This window comes from Streptomyces sp. Isolate_45 (genome assembly GCF_024721315.2).
Classification (GTDB): Bacteria; Actinomycetota; Actinomycetes; order Streptomycetales; family Streptomycetaceae; genus Streptomyces.
This window is the reverse complement of sequence record NZ_JANFAK020000208.1, coordinates 107-13,093: the sequence shown is the minus strand read 5'-3', so window position 1 is coordinate 13,093 and position 12,987 is coordinate 107. Positions and strand designations below refer to the sequence as shown.

Here is a 12,987-nt window from a genome sequence, read left to right as displayed (position 1 = left end):
CCCCCCCCCCCCCCCCCCCCCCCCCCCCCCCCCCCCCCCCCCCCCCCCCCCCCCCCCCCCCCCCCCCCGACGAAGTGGCCGCACATGCTCACGGTGTCGCGGTGGGAGTTCGCCGGCAGGGCGATAAGTGGCAGCGTTCTGGCCCCACCTTCTACAGCTATTTGATCAACACGGGCCGCCCCTGGGCGGGATCGGAGGGCGCCGGAAGTCTTGATCGTGTCCGCCGGCGAAACGGCGGGCTCTGTTCGAGACGCGAGGTGGGTTGCCTATGTCACCGAGTGAGGACGAGGACCGTCGCCGGGCGGAGCGGGCCCGGCAGGTGGGCCTGTTCCGCTACGGCCTGATCCAGGACCTGATCGACACGAAGCTCACGACACGTCAGCGCGGGAAGCTCGCCCGTGAACTGGCCGCGAAGGAGCACACCGATCCGTTCGGCCGGCAGGTGCGGGTTGCCCGCGGAACGCTGGACCGCTGGGTCCGCCACTACCGCGCGGGCGGGTTTCCCGCGCTGGTGCCGGCCCAGCGGCAGGTCACCCCGCGGACGCCGGTGGAGGTGCTGGACCTGGCGGCCGCACTGAAGAAGGAGAACCCTGCCCGCACGGCCGCGCAGATCCAGCGGATCCTGCGGACCACGCAGGGCTGGTCACCGACCGACCGAACCCTGCAGCGGCACTTCGCCGATGCCGGACTGACCGGCGCCAGCGGCGAGAAGAGCGTGTTCGGCCGGTTCGAGGCCACCCGCGGCAACGAGCTGTGGACCGGCGACGCTCTCCACGGGCCGAAGACCGGCGGACGCAAGACGTACTTGTTCGCGTTCATCGACGACCACAGCCGGGCGATCGTGGGCCACCGGTTCGGGTTCGCCGAGGACACCGTCCGCCTGGCCGCCGCCCTGCGGCCCGCACTGTCTGCCCGCGGAGTCCCCGAATCGATCTACGTCGACAACGGGAGTGCCTTCGTCGACACGTGGCTGCTGCGGGCGTGCGCGTCGCTGGCCGTCCGCCTCACGCACTCCAAGCCGGGACGGCCTCAGGGCCGAGGAAAAATCGAACGGTTCTTCCGCACCGTCCGTGACCAGTTCCTGGTCGAGCTCGATGAGGAACGTGTCGGTCAGATTGAGCATCTCGCCGAGCTGAACAGGCTGTTCACCGCGTGGGTGGAGACGGTCTATCACCGCACGGTGCACTCGGAGACGGGGCAGCCTCCGATCGAAAGGTGGCTGGGTTCGATTCCCCTGCCGCTGCCGCTGCCGCTGCCGCTGCCGCTGCCGCTGCCGCTGCCGCTGCCGCTGCCGCTGCCCAGCCTCGCTGATCTTCGGGAGGCGTTTCTGTGGTCGGAGTTCAGGACCGTGACGAAGACCGCGACGGTCAGCCTGCACGGCAACACCTACGAGGTCGACCCGATGCTGGTCGGGATGAAGGTCGAGCTGGTCTTCGACCCGTTCGACCTGACCGAGATCGAGGTGAGGACTGCGGGCAAGAGCGCGGGCAAAGCCGTCCCGCACCGGGTGGGCCGGCACACCCATCCGAAGGCGAGGCCGGAGACACCGCCGGAGTCGGCCCCGCCGACTGGAATCGACTACCTGAAGATCCTCGACGACACGCACAAGGCGAACACCGCGAAGGGCATCAACTACTCGTCCCTGATGGACGACGGGCGGGGACCGCGATGATCGACCGCGTTCAGGGGTACTTCGGTTTCACCCGCGTCCCCTTCGGCCGCAACCTGGCCCCTTCCATGCTCCACCAGCACCACTCCCACCGGGAAGCCGCAGCCCGCATCGCCTGGTGCATCAACAACCGGGCATCGGCGTGGTCACCGGCGAAGTCGGATCCGGAAAGACGGTCGCTCTCAAGGGTGCCGTCGCCTCGCTCGACCCGGCCCGGTTCACGGTCATCTACCAGCCCAACCCTGAGGTCGGCATGCGCGGCCTCTATGACCGCATCGTCACCAGCCTCGGCGGGACCCCCAAGTTCCACCTGGCCGCTCTCGCCACCCAGGCGTCCGCCGCGCTGGCCGCGGAGGTCGATGAACGGGGAAGGACGCCGGCCGTGGTGATCGACGAGTCGCACCTGCTCGACCACCAGGAGCTGGACGCGATCCGCATGCTCACCAACTACGAGATGGACTCCACGACGCCGTTCGCGGTGTTGCTGATCGGTCGGCCCACCCTGCGCAAGCGGATGAAGCACGGCGTCCTGGCCGCCCTGGACCAGCGGATCTCGATCAGCTATCAGATGCCCACGATGAGCAGGGAGGAGACGGCCAGCTACATCAAGCACCACCTCACGATCGCCGGACGGCAGGACACGCTGTTCTCCGACGACGCCGTCGAACTCATCCACCTCACCAGCCGTGGCCTGCCCCGCTCGGTCAACAACATCGCCTGGCAGTCCCTCATCGCCGCGTTCACCGAGGAGAAGGGAATCGTCGACGAGTCCTCCACCCGCACCGCCATCACCGAGACCCACGCGACAGAGTGAGCACGAAGCCGACACCGTGTTCACGACGACCCCGGCGGCCTGACGGCCGCCGGGGTCGTTTCACGTCACCCCGTCGACAACCAGCACGTCGCCCTCATGCTCATCTTCAGCGTCGCTCAACAGACAAAGAGGCTGATCCGGTAGGACCGGCCGGGGCGGCCCGCCCTGCGGCGGAGCCGTCCCTCATCCCGCGTCCGCCAGGTCGCTCCAGAACCAGTCCTGGCCCCGTTGTTCTCAACGGGCCCCACTGGAACGGTCAGTGGTGGGAGCGTGGCGTGATGGAACGTGGGATCGGGCCACGGGTGTACGGGTGGGAGCCGGGGGAGCCGGCGGGGCCGACAGCCGGGCACGAGTACGTCGAACCGGTCGGCGGCCCGCTCGATGGTCAGCTGCTCGACGTGACCGGATGGGCTGCGGATCAGGCGGGAGGCGCGCTCCTGATCGCTGACCTCGGCCCGTACGGGCCCGGCGGCCGTGCCGGTTACGCCCCCGACGACGATGACGTCGGCGGCCCGTTCCGGTGGCGCGGCGACACGGCCTGATCCCCCGGGCTCCTTCCTGGACGGAGGGGGAAACAAAGGGGGAATTATGGGGGGGGGAACCTAGTGGGGGAAATGGAGGGGGAACCTAAGGGGGGAACCATGGGGGGAAGCCGGTTTCGGGGATGTTCCGCGTTTTGGCTGGTCAGGTGCCGTTCTGCGGGTGGTGACTTTCCGGACTTTCTCTTTGTAGGTGGTTGTGGGTAGTTGATTGGTTGTTGGTTGTCGGGTTGTTCGCCGCGGGTGTTGGTGGGTGCTGTCTGGTTCTCGGCTTGGTGTGGCGTGGGCTCGTGAGCGTGGCGTGATCGCGAGAGCGGACGGCACGGGTGCGGCGGGTGGCAGGGGGTTGTGGGTGTTGGGGTGGTGTCGGTCATGCCGGCCGGCTGAGCTGGAGTCCCCGTCCCTGGCGGCTGCCCGCAGGTGGCCGTGCACGGGTTCCTGACGGCTGCGTCGGCGTACACCCTCTCCGCCCGCCATTCTCAACAGCCGAGCCACGGCCAGGAGCTGCGAGGACGGCGGCCAGGATTTATTGAATGGCACGCCCCGCGGTTTTCGGGTGAGGGCGTCGACCGGCGGCTTGCGGGGCTAACCCCCGCCCGTCGCACTCTGCTGTCCGGCCGGCCGGCCCGGGACGTACGACGTCCGGCCCGCCGACGTCCACCCCCACCGCATGCCGAGACCTTGGCATGCCCGACGAAGGGAACCGCCCCGTGTCCCCGCTCGCCCTGGCCGTCCTGCTGCTCCTGGTCCTCGTCACGCTGCTCCTGGCGGGCGGTGTCGGCTACGTCGCCCACCGGCATGCCGCCCTGGCCGTGCCGATCACGGCGGCCGGGATGGCCGTCGCCCTGGTCGTCGCCTGCCTCGGCCTCATCGCAGTCCGTTGAGCGACCGCGCCGACCTACGGTGCTGACGGTTCACCTGGCGCAGTTATGCGTGGCCGCGGGCCGGCCCCTGCGTCCGGTCGCACGGACGCGGGTTTGGCGGCTCGGGCGCGCGGCATCAGACCGGGGTTCGGAAACGGGTACTTGGCTCCGTAAGCGTCAGTAGTCTGTGTCCGAAAACGTCACACAGTATGAGGATGGGCACTATGAGTGATGAGTCCCGTTCACCTTCGGATCCGCCGACTGACCCGCCGCACAGTGTTCCCAGCGGGCCTCCCCCGAGCGGGATGCCGCACCGGGGGGGCCTGGATCGGGGCTGCGGCCACTCTGGCGGCGGCTGTGATCGGCGTCGGTGGCGCCTATCTGGTTTCCGCGAACAATGGCGCCAAGGCCACCTCGTCGGCGAAGACCCCATCGGCTTCCGCGCCCGGTGCGCAAACCGAGGGCAGCGGCGGCGCTTTGGCGGGCCCTTCGAGCAACCCCCAGTCCTCGCCTTCCCCGGAAGCGTCCGTTTCTCCGACTCCGACTGGGAGGCTGGGAGGCGCGGTCGTGTGGGAAGGCGCTCTGGTGATCTCGCAGGGGGAACCGAAGGATCTGGACGCCGTGCCTCCGGTGCATTCCCGGAACGCCAACGAGAACGATGTCGCGGTCATCTCGCCCGGTGGTCACGTACTGAGCTTTGAACTCGGCCTCAAGGGCTGGATGCCGTGGGAGGACCCGGCGACGACGCCCTCGTACATGGGTTGCGGCGCCGTTGACACACTGGGACACAAAACGCAGATCAAGCTGAAGACCAGCATGGTCATCTGCATCCGGACGAAGGAGGGCCGGCTTGCTCGGCTGACTGTCAAGGAACTGGTCGGGTGGCCAGCGAACACGCGTGGCATTTTCGACGTCGTTGTCTGGAGTCGATAAACCGACGATGGTCTCCCACAGCCAATGCGGCTCCGGGCGGCCGGTAGCCTGACACCCCGCTCGGATGCCGTTCAGCGGATGACGAAGGCCTGGACAGGCAGGGGGCATTCGCCGCCCGGCCGACGCCGAGCTCGGCGAGCGCCCACGGGCGTGCGGTGCGTACGCGGTGACGGCGACGGTCATGCCGGACGCCGCGGGCGGTGTGTCCGGCGACGTGTTGCCGGCGAGGTGGGCGCCGGGGCACGGGCCAGGTGGCTGTTGGGGGTGTGGGGTGGAGGGTGAAGAGAGTGAGGGCTCCGGTGCGCTCGAGGAGTCTGTGGAGTTGGCGGGTGGGGCCTTGCAGTCGCAGGGTGCGGCCGTGGGTTGTGGCTGCGAGTTGGGCGCGCAGGAGGATGTTGAGGCCAGTGGAGTCGCAGAAGGCGAGTCCGCTGACGTCGGCGCTGGTCGGCACGCGGCACGGCTGCCCGGCCGGTGAGCCCGCGCTGCCCGTGGACGCCGCGGCGCAGTGCGCTCGGCACACCGCCGCAGAGGAGAGCGTACGGGCCTTCTACCGTGACCGGGCGCTGCTGGACCTGCCCGCTGACCTGCCCCGCTATCGCACCGCTGTGTTGCCGGGCTATCTGGCGGAGCTGAGCTGGCTCGGCATAGCCGACGACTTGACCGGACCGGACCGGCTCGCCGAGGAAGCAATCAGCTATGTGCCCGCGCTTCGTCCCGACCTGCCCTACTTCGACCGGGTGAACGCGCACGACCCCCGGTTAGGCATCATCCACGAGGGCGTGCACCACCAGCAGCTCGCGATGTCCTGGCGGCATCCTGATCCAATCCGCCGCCACTTCTACGACTCGGCCGTCAACGAGGGAATCGCCTTCTACCACGAGGAGCTCGTTCTGCTGGCCGGGCTCTTCGAGGACGCCCCTGCCTCCCGTCGTACCGTGCGCAACTTCATGCGCCTGCGCAGCGCGCGGGTGGGCGTCGACATCGCCCTGGCGGTTGGCGGCATGACCGTGCCCGAGGCGGCGGAACTGCTGGTCCGCGAGGTCCCGCTGGACGCCGCGACCGCGCACCACGAGGCCGCTTTCTTCGCCCTGACTCCTGGTCAGGGCCTGTCCTACCAGGCTGGCAAGACGCAGGTGCTGGCGCTGCTGGCAGATGCGCGCCGCCTATTCGGGGAGCGCTTCGAGCTGCGGTGCTTTCACAACCACCTGTGGCGCAACGGCAATGTCCCGCTGTCGTTGCTGCGCTGGGAGTACCTCGGTGACCGGGAGGAGGTGGACCGCGCGGACGCCCTTGTCACGGCGTCGGCCTGAGTACTCGCACCAGCAGCGCCGTGCAGAGCAGGGAGGCCGCCGCCGCCACGGCGATGCCCACCGACGGCCGGGCCAGCTCGGCGACGGCGCCGGTCAGGCCGGCGGCGATGCCCTGACAGGACATCAGGCCGGAGGCCGCCAGCCCGAAAGCCTGACCGCGTGACTCGACGGGGACGACGTCGACGAACGATTCCTGGAGGCACAGGCTGTAGCCGAAGCCGATGCTGGCCAGCGCCGCCAGCCCGGCGGCCGCGACGATGCCGGGCTGGGCGGCGAAGAGCAGGTACGGGGCGCCCAGCAGCACGGACAGCGGCAGTGCCCATCGGCTGCGCCAACGTCGGGTGGCGAAACGGCCGACGAGGGTGTCGCCGATCAACATGCCCAGCGCTGCGGCGGTGAGCAGCGCGCCGACGGCCCGGGGGCTGCCGATCTCGTCGGCGTACGAGATCATGGTCGCTTCCGCGCCGACGATCCAGCACGCAGGCAGGCACAGCGCCAGCAGCAGGCGGCGTACCCGGACGTCCGCCCACAGCGCCCGGTTGACCGCCCAGGTCGTGGAGAGGGCCCGTGCCGGGGTGACGGCGGATCCGCCCGCCCCTCGCGGCGAGCGGATCCGCAACCCCAGGCGGAGCAGCGCGGCGGACAGCAGGGCGCCGCCGCAGACCACCCAGAGTGTGCCGATCGGTCCGAGCAGTGCGAGCAGGGCACCGGCCACGGCGAAGCCGCAGATCTGCGCGGCGCCGACCGTGACGTTCATCAGGGACTGGGCCAGCACGAACCGGCGCTCGCCCATGATTTCTGGGAGCAGGGCTGTTTTCATGGCGGCGGGCACGGGGTCGAACAGGCCGTACAGCATGCTCAGGGCCAGGACTCCGGGCACCGGCAGCACGTCGAGGGCCAGTACGGCCGCTCCGGCTGCTCGGGCCGCGTCCCAGGCGGCCATGGTCAGCCGAGGCGGGAGCCGGTCTGCCAGGGAGAGCAGGGCGGCGCTGCCGAACACTTGCGGCAGCAGTCCCGCCACGTAGGCGATGCCGGACAGTAGGGGGGAGCCGCTGCGGCTGTAGACGAGCGCGGACAGGGCGAGGGCCTTCATGACCTCGCCCAGGTTGAGCAGCGCGTGGGCCACCCACAGGACGCGGAAGTCCCGTTCCCGGAACACCTCCCAGTATCCCGGGGGCCGAGTGTCGTCGCTGACGAGCATGGTGTTTCTCCTGGGCGGGGGGACGGTTCGGCGGCGGTTCTCCGCCAGCCGGGAGATAGCAGGATGGCTACGCACGGACGGCGCCCACTAGGGTTTCGTCCACAGACGAAAGGTCGTGTCGTGACGCTGCGCATCGAGGTGGGGGCCGGAGACCTCGGGGCCAGTCGCTTCGCGATATCCCCGATCACCCAGGTCGTGGCGGCCCTGCTGGTCCTGTCCGGGCGGATCTCCTCGTGGACGGCGCGGCCGTGGGTGGAGCGCAATCGGGGGCGTCTGCAGGCGATGTGCGATGCCGAGCCGGATCTGGGGACCTTGGTATCCGTCCTGCGTGTCCGCGGCTACAACCCGGACTTCATCGCACCGCCTCCCCGGGGCAGCTCTTCGACGTTCATCCAGGACCTGGCTGCGGTCCGGGAGACGCCGGCGGCGCGGGCCCATCAGGAGGTGATGCGGGTCCTCGAAGGGCGCGAGCTGCCCGACGGGGTGGCCCGCATCTTCGACTCGCCCGATCCCGTGGGCCGCTTCACGCGTGTTCTGGGCCTGGCATGGGAGGAGTTCGTGGCCCCGGACTGGGACCGGATGCGCGCCATCTTGCAGCGTGATCTCGCCCACCGCGCCGACCGGCTGATCACCGAGGGCTGGGACGGCGTCCTCGGCGACCTGGCCCCCACGGTCCGGTGGCGCACCCATGCCCGCGGTGCCGTCATTGAGGTCTCTGGCATGCCGGACGAGGAACGGGTCCTGCGCCGGGGCGGCGTCCTGTACCTACCCAACCTGTTCGACGCCCTGTGGGTCTGCCTGGACGAACCGTGGCGCAACGCCGTGGTCTACCCGGCCGGTGGCGCCGCCGCCCTGTGGCCGCCGGCCGCCCCGTGCCGTCCGGCCGCGGATCACTTGGTCCCGCTGATTGGCCGGTCCAGGGCTCTGATCCTCGCAGCCCTGGACGGACCGGTCACCACCACGCAGCTCACCCGCGCCCTGCGCATGAGCCTCGGCGCGGTTGGCGGCCATCTGGCCGTCCTGCGCAGGTCCGGTCTGGTCGAGGGCACCCGGATGGGCCGCGCCGTGGTCTACCGGCGCACCGGGCTGGGCGATGCGTTGGTCGCGAGCCCCTTCACGGGCTGAGATAGCCAGGGGATTGGCCGTCGATACGCCGAAGATATGCGTGCGTCGACGATGGGCCCGAGCACGTCCTTCACCTGCGTGGAGGCCCGCCCGTGACGTCCGCTGTCTCCACCGGTCCCGCTGCAGGCAGCACTGGGACAGCGCAGGTGTGTGCCACGGGCTCGTGATACCCAGTTCACCCTCGTCTTCGGCCGGCTGTCTGGTGGTCGCGTCGGCCGAGGGAAATCACCACCCCGCTGGAGACGGCGCATGGTTGACCGGCCGGACCGCTTGGAGGACTCCCCGATGAGCAGTGACCCCAATACGTACACAGGCGCCGCCGCGGCGCCGCTGGCCACCGGCACGCTCGATGTGTCGGTGGCCGTTCCCCTGCCCCCTGCCACGGCCCGCGGCCTGGAACTGCTGGCGGAGCGCGCCGGCCACGTCCCGGCCGCGGTGCCGCTGGCGGGCTTCTGGGCCCTGCTGCTGCGGTGGAGTGGCCACGAGGAGGTGCAGGTTGACACGTCGTCCGGACCGCTGCGCTGCCGCACGGACGAGGAGACCACGTTCCGGCAGCTCATCGAGCAGGCCGCCCGGGCGACGCGTGCCGCAGGGGCTACCTCGGCCTCCTATCGGGCCGTCGTCCCCCATCCGCTGGTGACCGCAGGCAGCGCGCACGAACTCCGGCTCAGCTGCTCCTGGGGCGCGCAGGGGATCCACTGCGCGCTGGAGTGTGCATCGGGAACGTTCAGCGCGGCCGAACTCGGCCGCTTTGCTGCGCAATTGTCGATGCTGCTGACCAACGGCACGATTCGCCCGGATCAGTACGTCCAGGAGCTGGGCCTGATCACCGCCGAGGAGCGGCGGGCCGCCGTCGGCCCGTATAACGACACAGCGCGTTTCTTTGACGATTCCGTGCTGCTACATCAGCTGGTGGAGGCCCAGGTCACACGTACCCCCGACGCCGTCGCTGTGCGCTGCGGCGCCGAGTGCCTCACCTACCGGCAGCTGGACGCCCTCGCCAACGGCCTGGCGCATCGGCTGACGGGGCTCGGCGTCAGCGCCGGCACTCCCGTCGGTGTCTGTGTGGGGCGGGATGCGGCGCTCATCTGGTCGCTTCTCGGAGTGCTCAAGGCGGGCGGGGTGCACATCCCGCTCGACCCGGACTACCCGGCCGAGCGGCTGTGGTTCATGATCGAGGACTCCGGCGCGGCCTTGGTCGTCACCCAGGAACAGCAACTGGGGGCAATGCCCGAGGGCATCCCTACGGTCCTGGTCGGCAAGGACGCCAGCGAGGCGGACGGGTTGCCGGACATCGGCCCCGAACCCCGGACCATGCCCGATGACCTCGCCTACGTGCTGTACACCTCCGGCTCCACCGGGCGGCCCAAGGGAGTGCAGCTCACCCACCGGTCGCTGAGCAACCGTCTCCAGGAGATGCGCCGCCAGTACGCGCTGACGGAGCACGACCGTGTCCTGCAATTTGCCTCCGTGAGCTTCGACGCGGCCGCCGAGCAGATCTTCCCGGCGCTGATGTGCGGCGGAAGCCTGATTCTACGGGATTCCCCCCACTGGGGCCCTGAGGAGGTGGTGGCCACCCTGCGTACGGCGCGGGTCACCGTCGCTGAGCTACCCGTCGCGCTGTGGGAGCAGGTGATCCCACTCCTGGCCGAACACGGCACCGGGGACTGGCTCCGGCTGCTGGTCCTGGCCGGTGAGACGATCTCGCCGGGCTCCGTTGCCAATTGGTTTGCCGTTACCTCCGTCCCCATCCACACCACCTACGCCCCCACCGAGGCCACGATCACGGCGACGACGTACGTGCTCGACCGCCCGGGCCCTGTGCTCATCGGTACACCGGTGGCCAACACCCACGTGTGCGTCATGGACCGGGCCGGCGGGCTCGTACCGGCGGGGGTGCCGGGCGAGCTGTGGATCGGCGGCGTAGGAGTCACCCGCGGCTACGGGAACCAGCCGGCGCTTACGGCCGAGCGGTTCGTCCCCCACCCCTTTGCTACAGGGGAACGCATGTACCGGTCCGGAGACCTCGTGCGACAGCTTCCCGACGGCGCTCTGGAGATTCTCGGCCGCATCGACACCCAGGTGAAGCTGCGCGGCCAGCGCGTCGAACTCGGTGAGGTGGAGTCCACCCTGGTCGCGCACACCGAGGTGGCGTCCGCCGTGGCGGCCGTGCGTGAGGACACACCGGGCGACAAGAGGCTCGTCGCCTACTGCGTCCCGGCTCCCGGGCACCTCGTGGACGCGAGGGCACTGCGGGAGCACTGCCGCCGCACCCTGCCCGAGTACATGGTGCCCAGCGTTATCGCTGTCCTGGACGCCCTCCCGTTGACCCCCAACGGCAAGGTCGACCGCCGTGCCCTGCCGGCCCCGGACCCGGACGCGCAGACACCGGACGACACCTTCGTGGCACCGCGCAACGAGGTGGAGCAGGCCATCGCGAACGTGTGGGCGGAAATCCTCGGGACGCAGCGCATCGGGCTCCGGGACAATTTCTTCGACCTGGGCGGCCATTCGCTGCTCGCCACCCGCCTGACCAACCGCATCGAGGCACTGACCGGGGTCACGATCAGCCTCGTCGACCTGTTCCGGGGGCCCACCGTCGAGGCGCTCAGCCGACAGGTCCTGGAACGTTTCGCCGAACTGGAGCACGAGGGGACAGCGGAATGACACCCGAGGTAGATGACGCCCTCAAGGCAGTCGAGAAGCAGTACGGTGCCGGAAGCATCGACCGCGTGCACCAGATGCTCGACCCCGCGCGGCAGGAGCGGCACCCGCTGCAGAAGAACGCCAAGTGGATCCTGCCCGGCCTATCGAAGAAGCCCTGGCACGATCCCTACGAACACCCCGAGCTCGCCCCCGTCGTCCGCGCCTTCGAGGCCGGACACGCGGACATCAAGGAGGAGTTGACAACCGCGTGGTCACGGAGCCGGCCGTCGTTCACCGACTACGAACACTACCTATCCACGCAGTCCGACTGGCAGGCCCTCTACCTGTTCCGCGCCGGGGCGCTCGTACCCGAAGCGGCTCAGGTCGTACCGACGGCGTACCGCATCCTTGACGAGTACGCCATCCGCACCGGGACCCACTGTCCGTTGCTGGAGAGTCACTTCTCCACCCTGCTTCCCGGAGCCGTGGTCGAACCGCACTGCGACCTGTGGAACTTCAGCATCAACCTCCACCTGGCCGTCGACATCCCCGAAGGGTGCGGGATCAAGGTCGCGCACGAGGCCCGCACCTGGGCCGAGGGCAAGTGCCTGCTCTTCGACTACTCGTTCGAGCATGAGGCTTGGAACAAGGGCGCCGGAGTCCGCACCTGTCTGCTGGTGGACCTGTGGCACCCCGAGACGACCCTCGCCGAACGCGCGGCACTGACCGCCCTGATCACCGAGATCCGGCTCCTCCTCGGGGATCTCTGACCCGGGATCTCCAAGTGTGACCGGGCATCGGTGTAGTGACCGTGCCGGGCGTTGGACCTGGGAGTGTTCAGTTTGACTGGTCCTGCTGTCGGCTGGATTGGTTGGAGGTGCTGGGTCGTGGCCCCTCGGGTTGATGTTGCCTGGCTCGGCGTTGAGGGTGTGGACTGCGGCTTTTGCAGGTTGGGTGGATTTCGCCGTTGTGCTCATTTGTGTTGGATTTCTGTGCAGGTGTACTGGGCGCCCTAACTGACACTCACCGCATGCGGTGCGGAAACGCAGAGCCCTCCCCAGCACGACACTCGTATGAAGCGAGCTGCAGGCATCGGAACCCTGAGCATCATCAGCAACAAGGACATGTGGATCTCCACCCGGCCTGACAGCCTCAAGAAGCTCGAAACCCCCGCAGCCGAAGGCGAGCGAGGGCAGCGCGGCATGTCACGAATTCCATAATTCCCATTGGGGTTCCATTCGGTTGGGGTTTCTTCTTCCATTCCCGATTATAGGGCAAAAGGAAGGTGCCGCTTTCGGCTATTACGTGGCTTCAGCCGGCTTGTCCCGGCAAGATTCAGGGCGTTTTCTACCCTTAATTGTAAAAGGGGAAAGTGGGCCCGTGGTCGGCTACTCCCCATGTGGACACTACGCCTGTAGGTCACTTCTGAAACCGGGTTCGGGAGGCTATTTTGTGATCTACTCTCCCCGGGAGGTAGTGGAGGATTTTTCGGGATGCTACACACCTACATCAGAGACTGATGTAGGTGTGTAGCATCGACGCTACAAGCTGTCCGTTCGGGGGAGTCCAACCGGCCGCCGGTTGACCAGGGCCAGCACCCGCCTACTGCTGCCGGCCGGGCCCGCTTGCGGGCCTTGGTCCTGGAGGCGGAGCCGGAGGGGCCGGGGTGGGAGCGGAGCGGACACCCCAACGGGCCGTAGGCCCGGACCCCGTGAAACGGGGTCACCTCGCCCGGCGAAGCCGGGCGTTCGGGACTGAGCGCAGCGAAGTCCCGAACCGGTCCGCAGCGGAGCTGCGGACTCCGGCCCGAAGGGCCGGCCATGGCCCGGCGCAGCCGGGCCCGTCGAGCGCAGCGAGGCGGTCCGCTTCCTGTGCGCGCAGCGCACA

General features: G+C 69.2%; 10 protein-coding genes. 9 read left to right on the top strand and 1 reads right to left on the bottom strand.

The features are described from left to right. Positions 1 to 268 precede the first annotated feature (268 nt). The 6 genes from NOD94_RS36765 (at position 269) to NOD94_RS36740 (ending at position 6,128) form a co-directional block, all read left to right on the top strand. Positions 269 to 1,672: a DDE-type integrase/transposase/recombinase gene (locus NOD94_RS36765; protein ID WP_281210580.1), complete on the top strand. Its 1,404-nt coding sequence runs from the start codon at positions 269 to 271 to the stop codon at positions 1,670 to 1,672. Positions 1,673 to 1,787: 115 nt separating this feature from the next. After that, complete coding sequence (locus tag NOD94_RS36760; protein ID WP_281210579.1) at positions 1,788 to 2,483, top strand: AAA family ATPase; 696 nt, start codon at positions 1,788 to 1,790, stop codon at positions 2,481 to 2,483. A gap of 278 nt (positions 2,484 to 2,761) precedes the next feature. Beyond that, complete coding sequence (locus tag NOD94_RS36755; RefSeq protein ID WP_281210578.1) at positions 2,762 to 3,025, top strand: hypothetical protein; 264 nt, start codon at positions 2,762 to 2,764, stop codon at positions 3,023 to 3,025. Positions 3,026 to 3,732: 707 nt separating this feature from the next. Continuing rightward, positions 3,733 to 3,906, top strand: coding sequence for a hypothetical protein (locus NOD94_RS36750; protein WP_281210577.1), 174 nt, complete (start codon positions 3,733 to 3,735; stop codon positions 3,904 to 3,906). Between the two features lie 336 nt (positions 3,907 to 4,242). Then, positions 4,243 to 4,818, top strand: a complete 576-nt coding sequence (locus tag NOD94_RS36745; protein WP_281210576.1) for a hypothetical protein — start codon at positions 4,243 to 4,245, stop codon at positions 4,816 to 4,818. A gap of 404 nt (positions 4,819 to 5,222) precedes the next feature. Next, on the top strand, positions 5,223 to 6,128 hold the full coding sequence (locus tag NOD94_RS36740; protein WP_281210575.1) for a DUF885 family protein: 906 nt from the start codon (positions 5,223 to 5,225) through the stop codon (positions 6,126 to 6,128). On the opposite strand, the gene NOD94_RS36735 is transcribed toward NOD94_RS36740, so the two are convergent. Beyond that, a complete protein-coding gene (locus NOD94_RS36735) occupies positions 6,112 to 7,329 on the bottom strand; it encodes an MFS transporter (RefSeq protein ID WP_281210574.1) in 1,218 nt (405 codons plus the stop codon). The two genes, NOD94_RS36740 and NOD94_RS36735, sit on opposite strands and share 17 nt — an antisense overlap. 120 nt (positions 7,330 to 7,449) lie before the next feature. Here NOD94_RS36735 and NOD94_RS36730 point away from each other — a divergent pair, with 120 nt between their 5' ends. From NOD94_RS36730 to NOD94_RS36720, 3 genes are all read left to right on the top strand, one after another. Then, on the top strand, positions 7,450 to 8,454 hold the full coding sequence (locus tag NOD94_RS36730) for a DUF5937 family protein (RefSeq protein WP_281210572.1): 1,005 nt from the start codon (positions 7,450 to 7,452) through the stop codon (positions 8,452 to 8,454). Positions 8,455 to 8,739: 285 nt separating this feature from the next. Continuing rightward, entirely contained in the window at positions 8,740 to 11,121 is a 2,382-nt protein-coding gene (locus NOD94_RS36725) for an amino acid adenylation domain-containing protein (protein ID WP_281210571.1), read from the top strand. Further along, a complete protein-coding gene (locus NOD94_RS36720) occupies positions 11,118 to 11,870 on the top strand; it encodes an aspartyl/asparaginyl beta-hydroxylase domain-containing protein (RefSeq protein ID WP_281210570.1) in 753 nt (250 codons plus the stop codon). Before NOD94_RS36725 ends, NOD94_RS36720 begins: the two co-directional genes overlap by 4 nt. The last annotated feature ends 1,117 nt before the right edge of the window (positions 11,871 to 12,987 follow it).

Coding starts and splice junctions, on each gene's coding strand:
- NOD94_RS36755 (WP_281210578.1), top strand. CDS start 2,762: ATGGAACGTGGGATCGGGCCACGGGTGTACGGGTGGGAGCCGGGGGAG.
- NOD94_RS36735 (WP_281210574.1), bottom strand. CDS start 7,329: ATGCTCGTCAGCGACGACACTCGGCCCCCGGGATACTGGGAGGTGTTC.
- NOD94_RS36765 (WP_281210580.1), top strand. CDS start 269: ATGTCACCGAGTGAGGACGAGGACCGTCGCCGGGCGGAGCGGGCCCGG.
- NOD94_RS36725 (WP_281210571.1), top strand. CDS start 8,740: ATGAGCAGTGACCCCAATACGTACACAGGCGCCGCCGCGGCGCCGCTG.
- NOD94_RS36720 (WP_281210570.1), top strand. CDS start 11,118: ATGACACCCGAGGTAGATGACGCCCTCAAGGCAGTCGAGAAGCAGTAC.